We start from the raw sequence: 20,902 nt of genomic DNA on the forward strand, positions 1-20,902 counted from the left end.
GCTCCTCAGGATCCGAACAGGCGGGTGGTGTCGTACTCGTAGAAGCCGCGACCGGTCTTGCGGCCGAGGTCGCCGGCCGCGACCATCCGCTCGACCATCGGTGGGGGGAAGAACTTCGGGTCGCGCAGTTGCTCGTAGAGGCGGGTGGCGACCTGCTGGTGGATGTCCATGCCGACGATGTCGAGCAGTCGGAACGGTCCCATGGGGTGTCCGAGCGAACCGAGCACCGCGGCGTCAATGGATTCCTTGGTCCCCAGACCTGCCTCGAGGGCGCGGATGCAGGAGTTCTCCCACGGGATGAGGAAGCGGTTGACGATGAACCCGGGTCGATCCTTGGTCACCACGCTGGTCTTGCCGAGGGAGCCGAGGAATTCGATGCTCGCCTTGTGCGCCCAGTCCGCGGTGTGCCGGCCGTCGGCCACTTCCACGAGCTTCATCAGCGGTGCCGGGTTGCAGTAGTGCGTGCCTACGACCCGTTCGGGCAGTCGCGAACCGGAGGCGATGCCGGTGACAGACAGCGTCGAGGTATTGGTGTGGAAAAGCGTGTTGTCGGAGACGATGTCGTCGAGTCGAGCGAAGGTGTCCTTTTTCAGTTGCAGGTCCTCGAACACTGCCTCGACCACCACGTCGCAGGGCGCGAGGTCGGTCAGGTCGGTCGTGCCGACGAGCGCGTTCTTGGCGGCGTCACCGGCCTCGGTGGACAGTTTGCCGAGCTTGACGCTCTGGTCGAAGAAGCCGTGCACGGTGTCGATCCCGCGCTGGAGGTTCGCTTCGTTGATGTCGAAGAGGATCGTGCGGTGTCCGGCACGGGCCATCACGGTGGCGATCCCCGAGCCCATGGTGCCGGCCCCGAGGACGGCGACGGTCTTGTTCTCGTTGCTCACTGGTTGTCCTTCTCTCGGTGTCAGCGGACGCTCTGGCCACCGTCGATGACGATGACCTCGCCGGTGACGAAACTCGAGTCGCTGCCGGCGAGCAGCAGCAACCACGGGGTGATCTCGTCGGGCTCACCGAGTCGGCGAGCGGGGATGGCGCGCACGACCTTCTCCAGGGTGTGCGCGTCCTCACGCATCTCCGCGTTGAGGGCGGTGGCGAAGTAGCCGGGTGCGATGGCGTTGACCTGGATGTTCTGTCTCGACCATTCGATCGCCATGGCCCTGGTGAAGGCGATGACCCCGGCCTTCGACGCCGAATATGCGGCGTGGTTCGCCACACCCTGGAGCGCGAAGTTCGAGGCGATGTTGACGACCTTGCCGGACTGCTGGGCGAGGAAGTGCCGGCCGACCGCCCGGGTGGCGAGGAAGGTGCCACGCAAGTTGGTATCGACCACGCTGTCCCATTCCGCTGCGGATTGCTCCACCAGCGGCCGGGTGGCAACGATGCCCGAGTTGTTGACCAGGATGTCCACCCGTCCGAAGGTTTCGACGGTGGCCTCGACCATTCGTTCCACCGACGCCTCGTCGGTGATGTCGGTCGGGCACGCGAGTGCCTGTCCGCCGGATTCCTTCGCCTCGGCGACGAAGGCGTCGAGTTCGGTGCCGGTGCGGGCGGCGACGGTGACCGATGCGCCGGCGCCGACGAGGGCCTTCGCCATCGATCGGCCCAGCCCGCGTCCCGCACCGGTGACGATCGCTACCTTGTCTTCGAGTGATGTCATGCGAACTCCTTCATCGCGCGGATGGTCTCGCGGCCGATGAGCAGCCGCTGGATCTCGTTGGTTCCGTCGTAGATCTGGGTGACCTTGGCGTCGCGCAGGCACCGTTCCACGCCGAGTTCGGCCAGGTCGCCGTAGGGTCCGAGGATGCGGGCGGCCTCGACCGACGCCTGGAAGCCGAGGTCGGTGCAGGATTGCTTCATCACCCCGATCTGGCCCGCGGTGATGTGCGCATCGGTGTCGACCTGACGCGCGACCGCCTGGAGCAGCAGACGTCCCTGCAGGATTCGCCCGCGCAGGTCGGCGAGGGCGAAGGTGTGTTCGTCAGGCAGTCGGTGTCCGTGCAGCCGGGTCAGTGCGGACAGTGTGCGTGCATACGCGGCTCGGGCGAGGCCGACGCCCTGTGCCGCAGCGCTGATCCGGGATTTGACGACCGAGCTCATCACGACCGACCAGCCCTTGCCCTCCTGCCCGAGCAGGTTGCTGCGCGGGACGGCGACCTGGTCGAAGAACAGTTCGGCAGTGCTCGATCCGTGCATGCCCATCTTGTGGAAGGGCTGACCGTGACCGACACCGTCCCATCCCCCCTCCACCACGAATGCGGTGATGCCGTCGCGGCCCTTCGATCGGTCGACGGTGGCGAAGCAGATGATCACGTCGGCGCGGTCGCCGGTGGTGATGAACGTCTTCTGGCCGCTCAGCGACCAACCGTCGGTGGTCGGGGTCGCGGTGGTCGTCAGACTCGACACGTCGGATCCGGCGTCAGGTTCGGTGATCCCGAGCGAGCCGTAGCGCGTACCGTCGAGAAGACCGGGAATGTAGCGGTGCCGGAGCTCGTCGGTGCCGGCGAGAAGAATCGGGTACGCCGCGTGCATCTGGGTCATGAAGACCAGACTGGTAGCCGCGCATCCGGCGGTGATCTCCTCCATCGCCACCGCGTAGGCGACGTTGGTGTCGGCGGTACCTCCGAGGTGTCGCGGGAAGATCAGACCGCACAGGCCCGCCGCGGCGAGTGCCTGGACGCTGTTGTGGGCGAACTCGTGAGTGGCGTCGAGATGGGCTGCCCTCGGGGCGACCTCGTGGGCAACAACCTCGCGGGTGTGTGCCCGCACCGCGCGTTCGCGCTCGGTGAGCACAGCGTCTGCCGCCGGTTCGTCGAGCAAACCATGCAGCGCCAGGTATGCCTTGGGGTCCGTGTCGATCTCGAGTGGTTCGACGCTCATCGGTGTGCCTCCGGGTTGGCGAATTTCGCGGGTCGGCGTTCGAGGAATGCGCTGATGCCTTCGGTGGATTCCGCCCCGGCGACGGCCAGGGCCGCCAGTCCGGTCTCGATGGCCAACCCCGCATCGAGCGGGGCGTCCCGTCCGACTTCGAGGGCCTGCAGGATGGCGTGCACCGCGTGTGGACCCTGTGCGGCGATCTTCTCGGCGATCTCGCGCGCGGTGGGCAGAAGTGCCTCGGGTGTCACGGGCGGAATCGGCGTCAGACCGAGTGCATAGGCGCGGTCCGCATCGAGACGACTGCCGGTGAGCATCAGATGCGCCGCCACCCGCTGCCCCACTGCACGGGGCAGGCGTTGGGTGCCGCCGTAGCCCGGGATGAGGCCCAGTCCGGATTCGGGGAGCCCCAGTGACGCTTTCGTCGACAGGACCGGGAAGGTCGCGGCGAGGATCAACTCGAATCCACCCCCGAGGGCGAGACCGTTGACCGCGGCGATCACGGGAACCGACGCCGTTTCCAGGGCGCGGAAGATCTGCTGACCCGAAGACATGACGTCCCGTGCGCGGTCCGGCCCCATGCCCGCCAGTTCCTTGAGGTCGGCACCGGCGCTGAAGGCCTTCTCTCCGCTGCCGGTCAGGACGACGGCACGCACGGCCGGGTCGGCGGCCGCCGCTGTGACGGCGTCTCGGAGCGCGTGGAGAACGTCGGTGTTGAGCGCGTTGAACGCCTCGGGTCGGTTGATCGTCAGCGTCGTGACGGCGCCGGCGTAGTCGATGTCGAGAACGCTCACAATGCCACTCCTTCGGGTGCCATGGCCTGTACTGCTGCTCCGTCGGCCAGCAGATCGTTCACGTCGTCCGGGCTGTAACCGAGGTCGAGCAGTACCTCGCGGGTGTCGGCACCGAGATCCGGGAAACGTTCGTTGCGGGGTGCGACCGAGGCCAACCGGAAGGGGCTGTGCACCGTGACCAACTCCCCCGCCGAGCCGGGCACCGACATCAGTGCGCCACGCGCGACCACCTGGGGGTCCTTGACGACCTCGGACAGGGTCTGGACCGGCGACGCCGGCACGTCCGCCTCGCCGAGTAGTGTCAGCCATTCGGCTGCCGGCCTGGTCGCCAGGCGCGCGGCGACCAGTTCGGTGATGCGCTTGCGGTGCCGGCGGCGACCGGCGTTGTCGGCCAGTTCCGGATCTGCGGCCAGGTCGACGAGGCCGACGACGGAGCAGAAGCGCTGCCACATCGCGTCGTTTCCGATGGCGATCACGATGCTGCGGTCGGAGGCCTCGAAGGGCTGGTACACCGCGAGGACGGAGTCGGTGCCGCCGCTCGGGGCCGGTTCGGGTTCGCCGGCGTGATAGGCCGCGATGCGGGGGGCCATCAGCGCGAGGTCGGTGTCGAGGAGCGAGACGTCGATGATGTCGCCGCAGCCGGTGCGGACCTGGCGGACCACCGCGGCGTTGATCGCCAGTGCGGCGCACATTCCGGTCACCACGTCCGACAGGGCGGTCGACACGCGCTGGGGACTGCGGCCGGCTTCACCGGTCACCGACATCAGGCCCGAACGGGCCTGGGCGGCAAGGTCGTACCCGGGCAGGCTGCTGTCCGGGCCGGTGAGGCCGAATCCCGACATCGCGCAGTAGATCAGGCGCGGATTGCGCCGCAGCAGCGTTTCGCCGTCGATTCCCAGCCGAGTGAGCTTGGCCGGGTTCATGTTCTGCAGGAAGACATCGGCGGAGTCGAGCAGGCGCAGCAGCACGTCCCGGCCGGCCTGGCAGCGCACATCGAGCACCAAGGACTGCTTGTTCCTGTTCGCCGAGGCGAACCATGCCGAATCGCCGTCGACGAACGGTGGCCCCCACGAGCGGGCATCGTCCCCTTGACCGGGTCGCTCGACCTTGATGACCGTTGCGCCGAGATCGGCGAGGTACATCGCGGCAGTCGGGCCTGCATACGAGGTGGTCATGTCCACCACTTTCAGGCCGTGCAACGGACCGTGGTTCTGGACGTTCGTGGTCATCTGCGTCCTTCGAGACATCGTCGGTTGATGGGAGTCGCGGCCCGCCGCGCCTCGGTCGGCAGCGGCGGGCCACGAGGTCGTGCGGCGCTCACGGGAGGCGAGAGGCCGCGATCCCGCGCCGTCCGGTTGGGCCTTGGCCGGTGCGATGCCGAAGGGCGGTACGGCATCTCCTCGGGTGGCTCCCCGCGAGCGTGAGCGTCGATGTGGTCCAGGACACTCGGTTGCCGACTCGAACTGTAGTAGATAATTGACAGACTATGCAAGGTCAAACATTTAACACTCTTGGTTTCAGTCAGCAGACTGCGTCCGCAGTCGACGCAGGCCCCTCTCGACGGCTCTCCTGACGTGGGCCCGAAGAGCGGGAATCGAGACGGATTCGCCCACCCGGGGCGTCGAGCCCTCTCGCCTCGTGAACATCCGGGGTTGTGATACCGAGCACGCCAATGTCAGACTGTTTACCTAAAGGTAATTATCTTCGGGCCATGAGGGAGGGATGCATGAGAACGCAGGACGATGCCCCACCTGATCGCCGCCGCCTTCGTCGACGGACAGTTGTCCGACGCAGCGTTCACCAGCGAGCGCCTGACCGACCTACCCTCGGTCGTCGATCGCCTCAGCATGGTCGAACGGGCGGACCCGACGGAGCGAGCACCCGGGACCGTTGTCCCACCGCGCTCACCCTCACCCCCGCAGACGGAACCACTTGTCTGCCGACGCCGACGCACCCCGTTGTCACCCCGATGAACCCGATGAGCAACGACGAGGTATGGAGTTTCGACTCGATGGCCGGTCGGGCACTGTCCCCCGCGCAGACCGCGGCCCTGGGGGCGCTCTTGTCGCGTCTTCCCGAGCTGGCCACACTCGATGAAATAGCAACCATTTCCGCGAGTTCAAACCGCGTTAGCACCTTGACACAGGTCACATTCGCAGCTGTAATGTCATACAGATCAAATGTCAGGTTTTTGGCCACCTGTAAGTGAAGGGCTCAGTGACGAACCCATGAAACCGATGGCGTCAGTAGTAGGAATCGGTGCTCTGCCGGTCGGCAAGCACCTCGACAAACTCGAACACGAGATGATGGCCCAGGCGCTCGTGGAAGCGATCGCCGATGCCGGCCTGTCGAAGAAGGACATCGATGCGCTGATCTTCTCGACCCCGCGCCCCTATGCCGAGCAGCGCTACTTTGGCACCTTCATGGCCGGATACCTCGAGATGGCGGTCGGCGACATCCTGATGGAGGTGCTCGGCAACGGACTCACCGGCTCGATCGCCTTCGACGTCGCACTCGAGCGTGTCGCCTCGGGCAAGGCGAAGGTCGCCGTCGCACTCGGCGTCAACAAGGAACTCCACATACCCACCGGCGAGCACATGACCTGGTCCATGCGGGCCGTCGGAGATGTGGACTTCCACGTCCCGTTCGGGGTCACCCCGATCGCCTGGTACGCCTTCAACGCCGTGCGCTACATGCACGAATACGGACTGACGCGCGAACAGCTCGCCGCCATCCCGGTCAAGAACCGGTTCCACGCCTCGATGAACCCGATCGCGCAGATGCGCAAGCCGATCACCATCGACGACGTCATCAACGCCCGGGACATCGTCAAGCCCCTCGGCCTGCTCGACGTACCCCCGCGATCCGACGGCGCCGTGGCAATCGTGATCGCTCACCCGGACATCGCCCACTCGCTCGGCACCCGCCACGTCGACGTGGTCTCCCGCGGATTCCACCACGAAGGCATTCATCAGGTCTCAAGCCGGCCGCGCCCCCTCACCTGGTTCGAATCCGCCGAGATCGCCTCCGGCAAGGCCTATGAGGGAGCCGGAATCTCGGCCTCCGACCTCGACTTCGCCGAGATCTACGCTCCCTGTTCCATCGTCGAGCTGATCTTGAGCGAATCCATCGGCCTGTTTCCGAAGGGCACCGGTGGCGCCGCCGCCGCCGCCGGCGCCACCACCATCGGCGGCGAGATCCCGATCTCGCCCTCGGGTGGCTGCGGCAGCCGGGGGCACCCGCCGCACGTCACCCCGCTCTACAACGTCTACGAGGCGGTGCAGCAGTTGCGCGGCGAGGCGGGGGAACGCCAGATTGCCGGCGCTCGAATCGGTTCGGTCACCGGCGAACTCGGCGACTACAACGCCACGATGATGCACATCCTCGCCGGCCAAGGCGCCTGAACGGAGGTACGAGAAATGACGAGTGACACGACCCAGGAACTTGCCTACCCGCCCCGAGTCACCCCGTTCACCGAGCCCTTCTGGAACGGACTCGACGAAGGGGTGCTCCGCACGTCCCGGTGCCGCGGATGCTCCCACATGACCTTCCCGCCCAAGCCGATCTGTCCCGAATGCTGGCAGTCCGATCTCGAGTGGGTCGACCTGAGCGGGCGCGGTACCTTGTACAGCTACACCGAGGTCTCCGCCGCACCGGCCACCTTCGCCGACGAGGCGCCCTACGTACTGTGCCTCGTCGACCTCGACGAGGGGGTCCGCTGCCTGAGCCGGATCAACGCCCAGTGGGATCAGCTGCGCCCCGACCAGCGAGTGAAGGTCACGATCCGCGACTCGACCCCGGTGCGACTGTTCGACTTCGAGATCGACTCGTCAGAGGAGGACCAATGAGCACGTCGACCGGTGACGTTGCCGAGGTGTTGGCCGGCCACGCGGTGAGCCAGAGCTTCGCCGACCTCGACGACGCGACGGTCGAAGCGGCGCTCGAAGTCCTCTTCGACACCCTCGCGTGCGCGCTCGGTGGTCTGCACTCGCCCGGCGTTCCGGAAGCCCGCACCGCGCTGTCCGTGTGGGGCTCGGGCGCGGTCACCATCTGGGGAACCACCGACACCGCGCCGGGTCCGTTCGCTGCAGTGGCCAACGGCGGTGCGTTGCACGCCCTCGACTACGACGACACCGACGACGAGGTCCCGCTGCACGCCGCCAGTGTTGTGCTCCCGGCGCTGCTCGCGGACCTCGAGGAGAACCGCCCGGACTGTGGCGGCCACGAATTCCTCACCGCACTCGTCGTCGGCCTCGACGGTGCGATGCGGGTGGGCCGCGCCGGTGGCCCCAAGGGCAGCCGGGGCTGGAACTACAGCGTGGTCAGCGGCGGAATGGGCGCCGCCCTGGCGATCGCCCGACTGCGCCGGTGGAATGTCGACCAAGCGGTGAGCCTGCTCGGCCATCAGCTCGCCCAGACAGCCGGAAGCCTGCAGTCGATCATCGACGGCACGCTGGCCAAGCGCTTCCAGCCCGCGGTCGTCGCCAAGAATGTCCTGTTCGGTGCCGCACTGACCGGCGCCGGAATCGACGGACCGCGCAACGTCTTCGACGGACGGGCCGGGTTCGTCAATCTCTACCAGGACGGCAAGTTCGACCGCGACGTGCTGCTCGAAGGCGCCGATCGCGCGGCCTACCTCACCGATCTGAGCCTCAAGCCCTACCCCGCCTGCCGCTTCACCCATGCCCCCATCGACCTGACACTGCAGATCCGTGATGCCGGCATCACCCCGCAGTCCGTCGAGCACATCACGTTCGAGACGAGCGGGCAGGCCTTCAACATGGTGGGGCGGACCTACGACCCCGCCACCGCCAACATCGTCGACGCCCAGTTCTGCATCGCCTACACCGCCAGCGTCGCGCTGCATCGCGGCGCCGTCCTCATCGGCGACTTCGCCGACGGGGCACTGCGCGACCCCGCCGTCGCCGGATTCGCCGCCGACAAGATCACCGTCCAGCCGACCGACGACGTCGACTTCCTGGCCATGGCGCCGGTGACGGCCCACGTGCGCCTCACCGACGGCACCGAACGCACCTTCGTCGGCAAGATCGTCTCCGGGAGCCCGCAGCACCGCCTCACTCCCGAGCAACTCAAAGCCAAGGCCGACGACTGCGTCCAGCACGGCGGGGCGGCGGTGACCGCCGACGAGCTCTGGAACACCGTCCACGCACTCGCCAAGGACGAGCCGGTGACTCGCCTGCTCGAACTCCTCGCACGGCCATCGAAAGGACCGGGTTCCCGATGAACAACCCCACACCCTTGCCCGGCGGTGTCCTCGGCGACATCAAGGTTGTCGAACTCTGCCATCTCATCGCCGGACCGTACTGCGGAATGCTGTTGGCCGACGAAGGCGCAGACGTGATCAAGGTCGAACCACCCCAGGGCGAGCTCACCCGCAGTCGCGAGCCGATTCGCACGACCGAGCAGGGCGCCATGTCGGGATACTTCGCCTCGCTCAACCGCCGCAAGCGCAGCATCACACTCGACCTCAAGAACGAATCCGGCTCGGAACTGCTGCACCGACTCCTGTCCGATGCGGACGTCTTCATCACGAACATGCGCGGCGCAGCGCTGGGCCGTCTCGGGATTCACCCGGCGGAACTCCAGCAGCGCTACCCCAAGCTCATCATCGTCAGCATGAGCGGATTCGGCCTGTTCGATGCCGGTGTCGATGCCAACCGCGCAGGCCTGGCCATGGTTGCCGAAGCGCTCTCCGGGACCACCGGCCTCACCCGCGATCGCGAGGGACGGCCGACGTGGTGTGGATTCGCCCTCGGCGACATCGTCACCGGCATGACCGCGCATTCGTCCGTGCTGCTCGGTCTGCGCGAGCGTGAGCGCACCGGCCGCGGCCGCCTGCTGGACCTGTCGCTGACCGAGTCCACCCTCCCGCTGGCCACCGTGGCCCTTGCCCGAGTGCAGTCCAGCGACGCCAACCTGTCGAAGGTCGCCGGCGCGAACGACTTCCACGGCGTCCCGTACGGCACCTTCGCCGCGTCCGACGGCTACTACAACATCGGCGTCAACCGCGACGACTTCTGGGTCAGGCTGTGCCGTGCGATGGGACGCCCCGACCTCGTCGACGACCCGCGCTACGCGACCTACGTCGAGCGTGCCAGTCGGCAGCGGGAAGTCGAGGAGCTGCTCGAGGCGTGGAGTACACAGCTGACCCGCCAACAGGTCGTCGACGCGCTGACCGAGGTCGACGTACCCGTCGCGCCGGTGCTGACCATGGCCGAAGTGCTCGACAACGAGCACTTCGCCGCCCGCGGCACCTTCGTCGAGGTCGACGACGCCATCGGCGGAACACTGCTCCAGCCCGGTGACCCCACCGGATTCGCCGTGCGGACACCGGCCCGGGTGCCGCGGCTGGGCGAACACCGCGATTCCATCCTCGCCGAGATCGGCATGACCGATTCACAGATCGAAGCGCTGGCAGACGGCGGGGCATTCGGCCCGACGCGACACGTCAGCGCGACCGCATGAGCACGACCACGAATTGGATCCTGAAAGGTGAACCAAACCATGACTACTAGCAACGAAACCGGCGCGGAGCGCGCGACGCTGGACGATGTGCTCCAGGCCGCCAAGGCGGTGACTTCCCGCTTCGGTAACGAGTACTACCGGGAGGTCGACGAAAAGGACGCCTTCCCCGAAGAGTTCGCGAAGGCAGCGGAGAAGGCCGGCCTGCACTCCGTCATGATTCCCGAGGAATACGGCGGCTGGGGTCTGGGCGTGACCGAGGCTTCGGTCATCACCGAGGAGATCAACCGCTCCGGCGGCGCCGGCGCTGCCATCCATGCCGCGATGTTCGCGATGGGAATCGTCGTCAACCACGGGTCGGATGCGCTGAAGAAGAAGTGGCTTCCCCGCATCACCAGTGGCGAGCTCCGCCTGACCACCTTCGCCCTCACCGAGCCGAACGCCGGTACCGACACCTCCAAGCTGGCCACCACCGCGACCCTCGATGGCGACGAGTGGGTCTTCAACGGCCAGAAGGTGTTCATCTCGCGTGCTGCGTACACCGATCTGATGGTGATCATGGCCCGCACCAGCCCGTCGCCGGACCCGAAGAAGCCGGGCCTGGGCATCTCCTGCTTCCTGATCGACATCCGCGATGTCGATCCCGCGCGCCTCGGTATGCGCAAGATCCCCCTGATGTTCAACCACCACACCTACGAGCTGTTCATCGACAACCTCCGGGTGCCGGCCGACTCGCTCATCGGTGAGGAGGGCAAGGGCTTCAAGTACCTGTTCGACGGTCTCAACGCCGAGCGCATCGTCATCGCCGCCGAATGCATCGGCGACGGCAAGTGGTTCATCGAGCGCGCCGTGAACTACGCCAACGAGCGTGTCCTGTTCGGTAAGCCGATCGGCGCCAACCAGGCCATCCAGCACCCCATCGCCAAGGGCTACGCCCACCTCGAGGCAGCCGACGCGATGCGCTGGAAGGCCGCGGCCGCCTACGACGCCGGCGCCGAGAACGCGCCCGCACTCGCCAATATCGCCAAGTACCTCGCCGCGGAGGCCTCGTGGGATCTGGCCCAGACGTGCATGCAGACCCACGGCGGTTTCGGCCTGGCAAAGGAATACGACATCGAACGCAAGTTCCGGGACAACCGCGTGTTCCAGGTGGCGCCGGTCTCGCCGAACATGGTGCTCAACTACCTCAGCCACAAGGTGCTGGGGATGCCGAAGTCGTACTGAGGCGGCCGACATGGAACCTCTCTACTTCGAGGACTACCACGACGGTCAGCGGATCGACACACCGCGACGGACGGTCACCGACTACGACATCTCGTCGTTCGTCAACCTGTGCGGGTTCCTGACCCCGACATTCATCGATCTCGAATACGTCAGCCGACCGGAACACTACTCCGGCCGCATCGCACCCGGTCTGCTCACCCTCTCGCTCGCCGAAGGTCTCGTTCTCTTCGCGGGTGTGACACGCGGAACCGGACTCGCGCTCCTCGAGCTGACGCCCACGTGGAAGGCACCGGTGTATGCCGGCGACACCATCCAGACCCAGATCAACTTCGTCTCCAAGCGACTGACCTCACGCGGTGACCGAGGCGTCGTCAAGACGGAGAACGTGGTCGTCAACTCCAAGGGCGAGACGGTGGCGACGTATGCGTCCGCCCGCATGATCAAGAGCAAGACATTCGGATCGACACCTGGGGAGGGGAACTGATGGGTAACGCAACGAAGCCCGCCTTCTACTACGAAGACTTCGACATCGGTGACACCTTCACTACCCCCGGTCGGACGGTCGGCCTCGCCGAGGTCGCGACGTTCGCGGGGCTCTCCGGTGACTACAACCCGATTCACACGGACGACGTGTTCGCCAAGAAGAGCCAGTTCGGTGAGCGCATCGCACACGGCGTGCTGGGAATGAGCATCGTGACCGGCCTCGTCACGCGGTTGGGCGTCTTCGAGGCCAGCACCATCGCACTGCTGGGCATCGAGGACTGGCGGTTCAAGGGACCGGTCTTCGATGGCGACACGATCCATGTCGAGGTTCTCATCGAGGACAAGAAGGTTACCAGCGACGGCAAGCGGGGTATACTCCGCCGCCGGTACAAGCTGATCAACCAACGCGACGAGGTCGTGCAGGAAGGTGTCATGCCACTGCTGGTCCACCTGCGGCCCGAGTGACATGAATCCGATGACCGCTGGGCCTGGGGCCGCCACCGAACGCCGGTGGGACTACTCGAATTCGGTTGCTTCACAGATTGATCGGGTGTGTGCTGCGGGCGTCGAGATCGCCGTGAGTGTCTGGGACCCCCCGGTCGACACGACCGGCCCCGATGTCGTACTCGTTCACGGCGGTGCCGCTCAGCGTCAGTGGTGGGACCATCTCGCTCCGCTCCTGAAGGGAGCGGGGCGGGTGGTCGCGCTCGACCTGTCGGGTCACGGCGAAAGCCACCATCGCGAGCAGTACACCCTCGACACCTGGTCCCACGAGGTCCTCGAGATCGCGCAACACTTCTGCGCGGATCCTCCAGTTCTGGTGGGGCACAGCATGGGTGGGATCGTCTCAGTCAATGCCGCCCAGTCGCATCCGGATGAATTCGCCGCGGTATTGGCACTCGACAGCCCACTTCGACGGATGACCACCTCACACGTGGAGCGACGCAACAAGATCGCGTCGCGACCGGTTCGCTCGTTCGCGTCACGCGCCGAGGCGCTGAGCGGATACAAGACGTTCCCGCCGGTGACGGACGCACCCGCCGAGGTGATCGACCACATCGCACGGGCTGCCTACCGCCGCGTCGACGACCGGTGGGCACTCAAATACGACCCCCGCATCTACCTACGCCCCCAGATCGACGATGACTTCGTGCAAGCCGCACGAATACCCACCTGGTGGGTGCAGGCGGAGCACGGGTTCGTCGACGAGACGATGGCGCAACGGATTCGAGAGTCGATCGGCCCTGCCGGCGTTCTCCTCGAGGCTCCCGCCGCGAGTCACCACATGATCCTCGAACAGCCGCTGGCCACGGCGTGGATCATCAGCCTTTTTATTCAGCAACTCCGACGCTTCCCCGCATGACCGCGCCGCCGACCGCCGTCGACGCAACTCCACGTCGCGGCTGGAGGTTGCGTCTCGCGACCCCGTGGTTCCTCCGGTTGATGGCGGTGACGTTCATCGCCCAATTCGTCAGCTCCGCCATCCGACCGCTGATCACCTATGAAAGCCTGGCCGCGGGCGCCGGAGCGGTGCAGGTCGGGTTCATCACCGCAGCCTTCTCGGTGCTGGCGCTCTTTGCGGCCATCCCCTTCGGCAAAGCGGTCGACCGTCGAGGAGAAACCGGGTTCCTCGTTCTCGGCGGGCTCCTGGTCTGCTCGACGCTGATCTCCCTGCTCGCACCGGCAAACTTGCTCCTGCTCGGTGTCAGCAGCGCGGTCCTCGGCCTCGGCCATCTCATCCTCGTCGTCGCATCGCAGACGCTGATCGCCAAGGGAAGTCACCCCGACCGGCGGGAGACCAGATTCGCGACGCTGACAACTGTCAACGCCGTAGCTCAGATCGTCGCACCTGCCATGACCGGATTTCTGGTCGGGACGGTGGCCACCAGCCACGGGGCGCTGGCCACCCACGTCCCGAACAGTCATATTGTGGTCATCATCACTGCCGGTCTCGCCGCTGTCGCGACTTTCACCGCGATCAGCCTCAGGCTATGGCCCGGGACCCTGGGGAATCGCTCGTCGCCACAGGCCCCGGCCGGGAGAGGCAGCTTCATGGCGGTGATGCGCGTGCCCGCCGTGCCGGCGGCAATGCTCGCCAGCCTCACCGTCCTCACCGCGATCGACCTGGTAGGTGCCTATCTTCCGGTCTTCGGGCAACAGCACGGTCTTTCCGCACGCACCGTGGGGCTTCTGCTGGCCACCGAGGGAATCGCGGCCATGGTGGTGCGGATCGGGATGCTTCGGATGATCGCCCGTTTCACCCGGCGGCGGCTCCTGGTCGGCAGCATGGCCCTGGCGGCGGCCGGACTGGCAGTCCTTCCCGTGCTCGGGCTCCTCGACCGACCCGAGCCTGCGCTCTTCTGTCTCATGGTTCTGGTCGGGCTGGGGCTCGGGATCGGTCAGCCGGCAACGATGGCATGGGTGGCGGCTCAAACCCCGGTCAACCTCCGAGGTACGGCGGTCAGTATTCGACTCAGCGGCAACCGCCTCGGCCAGATCGTGGTTCCCATCTCGGCGGGCGGTCTCGCCGGTGGCCTTGGCCTCGCCGCTGCCTTCTGGTTTCCCGCGGTGTTGTTGCTCGTCTCGGCAGTGTTGGTCTTCCGGGCACCCGCGGAGCGGGTGCTGGAGGCCGAACAGGAAGAACAGTGGTCCTCAACCGAGAACGAATAGTAAAATGTCAGTCTAATTGCATGTTGGCCACCGATAGCGGGAGCTGTAAATGTCAAATACTATTTTCGATCGGGGTTCCCCCCAACCGCCGATTCTCGGGCAGAAGGTCCTGCGCCCACGTCAGCAGGTCGAGGACGCACTGCGCAAGGCCGTTCTCGACGGCCAGCTCCGCACCGGGGACCGACTGCCCTCCGAAACGGAGCTGGCCCGCCAGTTCAGCGTCAGCCGACCCACCATCCGCGAAGCGCTCTCCGCCCTGGAATCCCAGGGTCTGATCCGCAAGGTCCCCGGCGCCGGCGGCGGCAGTTTCGTCCAAGCCGTCGACCACACCGCCCTCGGTGAGCTCGTGCAGGAATCGATGCACAACCTGCTGCGCCTGGGCGGCGTCGACATCGACGAGATCGCCATGGTCCGCCAGTACCTCGAGGTCCCCTCGGCGAAACTCGCCGCCCAGAACCGCACCGAGCAGGACCTCGAGGACCTGCACGTCCTCCTCACCGAGCAGAAGAACCGCACCGTCGACGACCCGATGATCGCCGAACTCGACGCCCAGTTCCACATCACCATCGCCCGCATGTCCGGCAACCGCATCCTGGCCTCGCTCGTCTACGCCCTGCACCGCGAATCCGAACCCGTCGGCTACCTCGACCTGTCCCCCGACCTCGGCCGCGACACCTTCGCCCAGCACCAACGCATCGTCAAGGCCATCGCCGACCAGGACCCCGACGCCGCCGAACACGCCATCACCGAACACCTGGCCTACCTCCGCGCCCACATCCGCAACCACCTCGACGCGCGCACGGTCGTGCCCGTGTAGCGCAGCGCCGGACAGCTTCCGCCACCAGAAATCACCGATGCCGGCAGTGCCTGTCGGCAGTCTTCGGCGACCGCTGTGACGGCCCCGTCCATGCCCCTTCACTCGTCCATGAACGGCAGAACTTTTACAGAGAGAGCTATTGACTTACATTCGATGTGATGTCAGTCTCATAGTGTGCGAGACGGTCACATATTCGTCCGACCCTCTTCCCGATGTCCCCATCGGCGGCGCCACTCGGCACCGTCATGAATGACGACAAGTAGGAATCGAAAGATGCCGAACGCAAGCACGACCGTGGCAGAACGCCCGGTCCGCCCCAAGATCGAATTCCAGCGGCTGGGTAAGCGTTTCCACCGCAAGAGCCAGAGCGTCACCGTGATGGAGGGCCTGGACCTGACCATCAACGAAGGTGAGTTCGTCTGTGTCGTCGGCCCGAGTGGCTGCGGCAAGTCGACCTTGCTCAACATGTCCGCCGGGCTGATGCGTCCGTCCGCCGGCACGGTTCTGTACGACGGAAAGCCGGTGCCGGAACCCAACACCAAGGTCGGCTACGTCACGCAGAAAGACAACCTCATGCCGTGGCGGACGGTGACGGCCAACATCGCGTTGCCGCTCCAGATTCGCCGAATGGACAAAGGCGCCATCCGGAAACGAGTCGACGAGATGATCGAACTCGTCGGTCTCGTCGGGTTCGAGAAGGCATACCCCGGAGAACTGTCCGGCGGCATGCGCAAGCGGGTGACCCTCGCACGCACCTTGGCCCACGAGCCGGAGGTCATCTTCGCCGACGAACCGTTCGGAGCCCTGGACGCACAGCTGCGCGGGATCATGCAGCAGGAACTGCTCCGCATCTGGGCCGCCTCCAACAGCACGGTCGTGTTCATCACGCACGACATTTCCGAGGCGGTGGCACTGGGGGATCGAGTCGTCGTGCTCTCCGCGCGACCGTCCCGCGTCAAGGTCGACGTGCCGATCGACCTTCCCCGACCGCGAGATCTGTCCAGGATCCGCTTCGACCCCCGATTCAACGAGCTGAACGAATACCTGTGGTCCGTGCTCGCCGAGGACCTGAACGAAGGTGACGAGGTATGAAAAACATTGCCGAGATCGACGCCGGCCTCGCCCCCCGCTCCCACGCAGCGACGCCCCCCGTGGAGCGGACACCTCCCAGCGAAACCGTATGGCTCGACGAGCCGAGGTCCGGCGGAAGCCGATGGAAGAAGGCCGCCATCACTCACTTGGGGCGCCTCGCGATCATCGTGGCCACCCTCGGGCTCTGGGAGTTCATCTCCGGGCGATGGGTCGACGAATTCTGGATCTCCAAGCCCTCGGCCGTCTGGGATGTGCTCTGGGGCTGGATCTCGTCCGGCGACATCCTGATCCACCTGCAGGCAACAGTGACCGAGATGGCCCTCGGTCTCTTCTTCGGTGCGATCGGTGGTATCGCGGTCGGATTCGTGTTGGGACGTGTGGAATGGCTTGCCCACCTCCTCGACCCGCTCGTCAATGCCGTCTACTCGCTGCCCAAGGTCGCCCTGGCCCCGCTGTTCATCCTGTGGTTCGGCGTCGACCTTCTGTCCAAGGTTGTTCTGACCGCGGTCGTATGCTTCTTCCTCGTCTTCTACAACACCTACGCCGGCGTCCGGGATGTCGACAAGGACCTCGTCGACGTGGTGCGGGTCATGGGTGGCTCGCGGAGCGATCTGCTTCTGAAGGTCGTTCTGCCCAGCGCAGCGACATGGATCTACACCGGCCTGCGATTGGCGGTGCCCTACGCACTGATCGGAGCCGTCGTCGGTGAGATCGTCGCGTCGAACAAGGGCCTGGGCTTCCTGTTGGCACGTGCCGCCGGCACGTTCAACACCTCCGCAACCTTCGCAGCCCTGTTCATTCTCATGCTCATCGGCACCCTGCTGAACTATCTGGTCGACCTGTCGGAGAAGCGCACCGGCCGTCGCACCAGCTGAGTCGACCCGGGCGGACCTGTCCCCGGGAGGCAGGTCCGCCGGCTCGACCACCCCATGTCGAACCCGACCCCGTCGATGCCCCGCAGGCTCGCGCAACTTTTCGATTCCCCTTGCAGCACCAGCGATCTCCATTACCGGCGTCACCGCGCCCCTGATCGAAGGAAACGTCATGAACAAGAGCCGTGTGCGCAATGCTGTGCTAGCCGGAGCAGCATCGGCGATGCTGCTCGCCGGGTGCGCCGGCAGCGGCGGGAGCAACTCGGCCGCTTCCGGTGCCGCTGCATCCGGAACGTGCCAAGGGGAGAGCGTCAAGGTCGCCAAGCCCTCTCCCAGCTTCGTGTATCTCCCGTTCTACGTCGCCGAAGGCGGGGGCTTTTTCGAGGAGGAAGGCCTCGTCCCCGAAACCGTCGAGGTCCACACCGGTGCGGGGATCGTCGCCGCGGCAGTCAGTGGAAGCGTGGACGTAGCCCTCGTCACGGCAGGTGAGGTCTTCGTCGCCGCGGAAGAAGGCGCGCCGGTGCAGGCATTCGCGCAGGTCTCGAACATGGCCACCAATGTGGTCATCAAGCAGAGAGTCCTCGACGAACTGGGTCTCACCACGGACTCGCCCGACGACGCCAAACTCGCCGCCCTCAAGGGCCTCCGCATCGGCGTGACCGGCAGCGGCAGCGGCACCGATCAGGTCATACGCTATCTCGCCACGGCAGGAGGGTTGGATCCGGACAAGGACATGGAGATCATCGCCACCGGCGGATCCGGCAACAGCGTCTCCGGTTTCTCCGGTGACCGATTCGACGCGATCGCCATCTCCTCGCCGCAATCGAACATCGCGATCCAGCAAGGTTCCGGCGCCTACCTGTTCAACATCGCCAACGGCGACTACGAACCGCTCGCGAACAACCTCTACATCACCGGTATGGCGTCCACGCGGACGATCGCACAGAAGACCAACGTGCTGGAGTGCTTCACCACGGCACTCGCGCACGCCCAGCAGGTCATCGAGAATGATCCCGAGAAAGCGGCCGAGCTGGCCCAGCCGTACATGGGTGACATCGACCCGGCGATGTACGCCGAGGCGTTCGAGGCGAACATCAACGCGTGGCCTACAACCCCCGCCGTGGACCCGGACGCAGCGAAAGCCGCTCTGAACTTCCAGAACCAGTTCCTCGGAGGCACGATCAGCGAAGAGGTTCTTGTCGACGCCATAAACACCGACATCGCAAGTTCGGCAACAGCTGAATAGCCGCCACGCGCTGTCGTCCGGTGAGGCCACCGCTACTCCCGACCTTCACCTCGGGGCGTAGTGGTGACCTCACTACTTCGTTGAGGTCCGAATCACGCGCGTCCTGATCTACCCCGACCCGGGAGAATCGCGCTGTCGCCGCACCGAGGAGATCCCATTCAGGAACCGTCCGAGTCCACCCCGCGATACGCGGCGGTAAACTGTCAGTCTACGACGGTCCCGGTCACGGACTCCTGGAGGCTTGGTGTCAAACAGTATTGCGAGTGAAAACGGTCAAACCCGGTCGCCGATTCTAGGCCGGAAGGTCCTGCGTCCACGTCAGCAGGTCGAGGACGCACTGCGCAAGGCCGTTCTCGACGGCCAGCTCCGCACCGGGGACCGACTGCCCTCCGAAACGGAGCTGGCCCGCCAGTTCAGCGTCAGCCGACCCACCATCCGCGAAGCGCTCTCCGCCCTGGAATCCCAGGGTCTGATCCGCAAGGTCCCCGGCGCCGGCGGCGGCAGTTTCGTCCAAGCCGTCGACCACACCGCCCTCGGTGAGCTCGTGCAGGAATCGATGCACAACCTGCTGCGCCTGGGCGGCGTCGACATCGACGAGATCGCCATGGTCCGCCAGTACCTCGAGGTCCCCTCGGCGAAACTCGCCGCCCAGAACCGCACCGAGCAGGACCTCGAGGACCTGCACGTCCTCCTCACCGAGCAGAAGAACCGCACCGTCGACGACCCGATGATCGCCGAACTCGACGCCCAGTTCCACATCACCATCGCCCGCATGTCCGGCAACCGCATCCTGGCCTCGCTCGTCTACGCCCTGCACCGCGAATCCGAACCCGTCGGCTACCTCGACCTGTCCCCCGACCTCGGCCGCGACACCTTCGCCCAGCACCAACGCATCGTCAAGGCCATCGCCGACCAGGACCCCGACGCCGCCGAACACGCCATCACCGAACACCTGGCCTACCTCCGCGCCCACATCCGCAACCACCTCGCGCAACTGTGAGGAAGGTCGCTGTAACCATGCATGTCGTTCGATAATCGAACTTCCGAGCGGGCTGAAACCGGGCCTCGTGATTGAGCAACAGAAGCTGAAGCCGTCCTTAGAACTTCAGAACCGGTTTCTCAGCGACATGCTGGACCCGAAGGTTCTGAATCGGCGATGGACCGAGATCGCTGACTACGCGTCGGCCTGTTATCAGATCGGTGGGCACTATCCCGAGCGGCTGGCGCCCGCGAACCGAACGAAAAGGAGACATCGCCGTGAGGGTAGACGCCCGACTCGACGTGGATACGCTCAGCAAGATCGGGCGTACCGCGTCCCGCCTCGAACGTGAAGGTTACGCCGGCTTGTGGACCTCGGAGACGAGTCACGATCCGTTTTTGCCCCTCACCGTTGCAGCTGAGCATACCGATCATGTACAGCTGGGATGCGCGATCGCTGTGGCACTTGCCCGGAATCCGATGACAATTGCGAACGTTACCCACGACTTGCAGACCTACTCCGGGGGCCGCTTCGTACTTGGTCTCGGGACCCAAGTCAGATCTCATATCGAGCGCAGGTTCTCGATGCCATGGTCCGAACCGGCAGCCAGGTTCGAGGAGTTCATTGCTGCAGTACGAGCGATTTTGACCGCCTGGGAAACCGGAGAGCCGCTCTCGTTCGAGGGCAAGTTCTACAGACATACGTTGATGACCCCGATGTTCCGTCCCGCACCTCACGGACACGGCCTTCCGCCGATTATCATGGCCGGCGTAGGCGAGCGGATGCTCGAGACTGCCGGGCGCATCGCGGACGGCGTCCTCGTCCATGCGTTCTCTACGCCGCACCATCTCCGGACCGTCGTACTTCCCGCACTGCAGCGCGGCTTCGACTCGTGCGCCACAGTTCGGGCCGACTTTGAGGTGAGCTGCCGCGGCTTCCTGGTAACCGGCCGCGATGAGTCCGAGCTCGAACAGGCGCGAGAGGCGGTTCGGGCACGAATCGCGTTCTACGCCAGCACCCCCGCGTACCGACCGGTGCTCGACTCCCATGGCTGGAGTTCGATCGGGGACCGGCTGACGGCCCTATCTCGGTCTGAAGACGAGGACCGGTGGGCAAGGATGAGCGCGCTTGTCGAAGACGAGATGCTCGAAACCTTCGCAGTCGTTGCAGAGCCGGAACGCGCCGCGGCCGAGATCGCACGGCGATACGACGGTCTTGTGGACCGCTATTGGTATTACACGCCCCATGCTTATCCGGTTAGATCAGGTAGCCTGGGCAAATGCCGCGTCCCGACTTCCCGCGCACGATCGTGGAGTTCCAGCGGCGCTTCCCTGATGATGACGCCTGTATGGAGTACCTGTTCGCGTCGCG

The 20,902-nt window shown here is 65.7% G+C and carries 19 protein-coding genes and 1 pseudogene; 15 read left to right on the forward strand and 5 right to left on the reverse strand.

The features are described 5' to 3' along the window. Positions 1-5: 5 nt before the first annotated feature. The 5 genes from G6038_RS20300 to G6038_RS20320 are packed head-to-tail and all read right to left on the reverse strand — an operon-like array spanning position 6 to position 4,894. Positions 6-884, reverse strand: coding sequence for a 3-hydroxyacyl-CoA dehydrogenase family protein (locus G6038_RS20300; RefSeq protein WP_165039582.1), 879 nt, complete (start codon positions 882-884; stop codon positions 6-8). Positions 885-904: 20 nt separating this feature from the next. Further along, positions 905-1,657 carry a 3-oxoacyl-ACP reductase family protein gene (locus tag G6038_RS20305; protein WP_165039583.1) on the reverse strand — a complete coding sequence of 251 codons (753 nt, stop codon included), beginning with the start codon at positions 1,655-1,657 and terminating at the stop codon, positions 905-907. After that, positions 1,654-2,877, reverse strand: coding sequence for an acyl-CoA dehydrogenase family protein (locus G6038_RS20310; RefSeq protein WP_165039584.1), 1,224 nt, complete (start codon positions 2,875-2,877; stop codon positions 1,654-1,656). The genes G6038_RS20305 and G6038_RS20310 overlap by 4 nt, the downstream gene beginning before the upstream one ends. Next, a complete protein-coding gene (locus tag G6038_RS20315; protein WP_165039585.1) occupies positions 2,874-3,665 on the reverse strand; it encodes an enoyl-CoA hydratase-related protein in 792 nt (263 codons plus the stop codon). The genes G6038_RS20310 and G6038_RS20315 overlap by 4 nt, the downstream gene beginning before the upstream one ends. Next, positions 3,662-4,894, reverse strand: a complete 1,233-nt coding sequence (locus G6038_RS20320; RefSeq protein WP_165039586.1) for a CoA transferase — start codon at positions 4,892-4,894, stop codon at positions 3,662-3,664. The genes G6038_RS20315 and G6038_RS20320 overlap by 4 nt, the downstream gene beginning before the upstream one ends. 1,008 nt (positions 4,895-5,902) lie before the next feature. Between G6038_RS20320 and G6038_RS20325 the strand changes: the two genes are divergently transcribed. The 15 genes and pseudogenes from G6038_RS20325 to G6038_RS20395 form a co-directional block, all read left to right on the forward strand. After that, the gene (locus G6038_RS20325) at positions 5,903-7,069 is read left to right on the forward strand and encodes a thiolase family protein (protein WP_165039587.1); all 1,167 of its coding nucleotides are present in this window, start codon (positions 5,903-5,905) and stop codon (positions 7,067-7,069) included. 15 nt (positions 7,070-7,084) lie between these two features. Continuing rightward, a complete protein-coding gene (locus G6038_RS20330; RefSeq protein WP_165039588.1) occupies positions 7,085-7,513 on the forward strand; it encodes a Zn-ribbon domain-containing OB-fold protein in 429 nt (142 codons plus the stop codon). Next, positions 7,510-8,910 (forward strand): MmgE/PrpD family protein, encoded by a 1,401-nt coding sequence (locus G6038_RS20335; protein WP_165039589.1) that lies wholly within the window; start codon positions 7,510-7,512, stop codon positions 8,908-8,910. Before G6038_RS20330 ends, G6038_RS20335 begins: the two co-directional genes overlap by 4 nt. Then, positions 8,907-10,151: a CoA transferase gene (locus G6038_RS20340; protein WP_165039590.1), complete on the forward strand. Its 1,245-nt coding sequence runs from the start codon at positions 8,907-8,909 to the stop codon at positions 10,149-10,151. Before G6038_RS20335 ends, G6038_RS20340 begins: the two co-directional genes overlap by 4 nt. A gap of 39 nt (positions 10,152-10,190) precedes the next feature. Then, entirely contained in the window at positions 10,191-11,372 is a 1,182-nt protein-coding gene (locus tag G6038_RS20345) for an acyl-CoA dehydrogenase family protein (protein WP_165039591.1), read from the forward strand. A gap of 10 nt (positions 11,373-11,382) precedes the next feature. Further along, the gene (locus tag G6038_RS20350) at positions 11,383-11,856 is read left to right on the forward strand and encodes a MaoC/PaaZ C-terminal domain-containing protein (protein WP_165039592.1); all 474 of its coding nucleotides are present in this window, start codon (positions 11,383-11,385) and stop codon (positions 11,854-11,856) included. Beyond that, positions 11,856-12,320 (forward strand): MaoC/PaaZ C-terminal domain-containing protein, encoded by a 465-nt coding sequence (locus G6038_RS20355; RefSeq protein ID WP_165039593.1) that lies wholly within the window; start codon positions 11,856-11,858, stop codon positions 12,318-12,320. The genes G6038_RS20350 and G6038_RS20355 overlap by 1 nt, the downstream gene beginning before the upstream one ends. Positions 12,321-12,432: 112 nt before the next feature. Then, on the forward strand, positions 12,433-13,218 hold the full coding sequence (locus G6038_RS20360; protein ID WP_165039594.1) for an alpha/beta hydrolase: 786 nt from the start codon (positions 12,433-12,435) through the stop codon (positions 13,216-13,218). After that, complete coding sequence (locus G6038_RS20365) at positions 13,215-14,525, forward strand: MFS transporter (protein WP_165039595.1); 1,311 nt, start codon at positions 13,215-13,217, stop codon at positions 14,523-14,525. Before G6038_RS20360 ends, G6038_RS20365 begins: the two co-directional genes overlap by 4 nt. A 49-nt stretch (positions 14,526-14,574) precedes the next feature. Next, positions 14,575-15,342: a FadR/GntR family transcriptional regulator gene (locus tag G6038_RS20370; protein WP_165039596.1), complete on the forward strand. Its 768-nt coding sequence runs from the start codon at positions 14,575-14,577 to the stop codon at positions 15,340-15,342. A 273-nt stretch (positions 15,343-15,615) separates the two neighbouring features. Continuing rightward, positions 15,616-16,434 carry an ABC transporter ATP-binding protein gene (locus G6038_RS20375; RefSeq protein ID WP_165039597.1) on the forward strand — a complete coding sequence of 273 codons (819 nt, stop codon included), beginning with the start codon at positions 15,616-15,618 and terminating at the stop codon, positions 16,432-16,434. Beyond that, positions 16,431-17,309, forward strand: coding sequence for an ABC transporter permease (locus G6038_RS20380; RefSeq protein WP_206025284.1), 879 nt, complete (start codon positions 16,431-16,433; stop codon positions 17,307-17,309). The genes G6038_RS20375 and G6038_RS20380 overlap by 4 nt, the downstream gene beginning before the upstream one ends. Positions 17,310-17,529: 220 nt before the next feature. Next, positions 17,530-18,552, forward strand: a complete 1,023-nt coding sequence (locus G6038_RS20385; RefSeq protein WP_165039598.1) for an ABC transporter substrate-binding protein — start codon at positions 17,530-17,532, stop codon at positions 18,550-18,552. 244 nt (positions 18,553-18,796) lie between these two features. Further along, entirely contained in the window at positions 18,797-19,552 is a 756-nt protein-coding gene (locus G6038_RS20390; RefSeq protein WP_346772870.1) for a FadR/GntR family transcriptional regulator, read from the forward strand. 281 nt (positions 19,553-19,833) lie between these two features. Continuing rightward, positions 19,834-20,721: pseudogene (locus G6038_RS20395) on the forward strand (TIGR03617 family F420-dependent LLM class oxidoreductase); the annotation flags it as partial. Positions 20,722-20,902: the final 181 nt, after the last annotated feature.

The sequence above is a fragment of the Rhodococcus sp. 14C212 genome, assembly GCF_011058195.1.
GTDB lineage: Bacteria > Actinomycetota > Actinomycetes > Mycobacteriales > Mycobacteriaceae > Rhodococcus > Rhodococcus aetherivorans.

Excerpts from the sequence above, each read along its gene's own strand:
- G6038_RS20350 (WP_165039592.1), top strand. The coding sequence starts at position 11,383 with ATGGAACCTCTCTACTTCGAGGACTACCACGACGGTCAGCGGATCGAC.
- G6038_RS20335 (WP_165039589.1), top strand. The coding sequence starts at position 7,510 with ATGAGCACGTCGACCGGTGACGTTGCCGAGGTGTTGGCCGGCCACGCG.
- G6038_RS20310 (WP_165039584.1), bottom strand. The coding sequence starts at position 2,877 with ATGAGCGTCGAACCACTCGAGATCGACACGGACCCCAAGGCATACCTG.
- G6038_RS20340 (WP_165039590.1), top strand. The coding sequence starts at position 8,907 with ATGAACAACCCCACACCCTTGCCCGGCGGTGTCCTCGGCGACATCAAG.
- G6038_RS20365 (WP_165039595.1), top strand. The coding sequence starts at position 13,215 with ATGACCGCGCCGCCGACCGCCGTCGACGCAACTCCACGTCGCGGCTGG.
- G6038_RS20325 (WP_165039587.1), top strand. The coding sequence starts at position 5,903 with ATGGCGTCAGTAGTAGGAATCGGTGCTCTGCCGGTCGGCAAGCACCTC.
- G6038_RS20355 (WP_165039593.1), top strand. The coding sequence starts at position 11,856 with ATGGGTAACGCAACGAAGCCCGCCTTCTACTACGAAGACTTCGACATC.
- G6038_RS20385 (WP_165039598.1), top strand. The coding sequence starts at position 17,530 with ATGCTGCTCGCCGGGTGCGCCGGCAGCGGCGGGAGCAACTCGGCCGCT.
- G6038_RS20320 (WP_165039586.1), bottom strand. The coding sequence starts at position 4,894 with ATGACCACGAACGTCCAGAACCACGGTCCGTTGCACGGCCTGAAAGTG.
- G6038_RS20375 (WP_165039597.1), top strand. The coding sequence starts at position 15,616 with ATGCCGAACGCAAGCACGACCGTGGCAGAACGCCCGGTCCGCCCCAAG.
- G6038_RS20305 (WP_165039583.1), bottom strand. The coding sequence starts at position 1,657 with ATGACATCACTCGAAGACAAGGTAGCGATCGTCACCGGTGCGGGACGC.
- G6038_RS20345 (WP_165039591.1), top strand. The coding sequence starts at position 10,191 with ATGACTACTAGCAACGAAACCGGCGCGGAGCGCGCGACGCTGGACGAT.
- G6038_RS20380 (WP_206025284.1), top strand. The coding sequence starts at position 16,431 with ATGAAAAACATTGCCGAGATCGACGCCGGCCTCGCCCCCCGCTCCCAC.
- G6038_RS20330 (WP_165039588.1), top strand. The coding sequence starts at position 7,085 with ATGACGAGTGACACGACCCAGGAACTTGCCTACCCGCCCCGAGTCACC.
- G6038_RS20370 (WP_165039596.1), top strand. The coding sequence starts at position 14,575 with ATGTCAAATACTATTTTCGATCGGGGTTCCCCCCAACCGCCGATTCTC.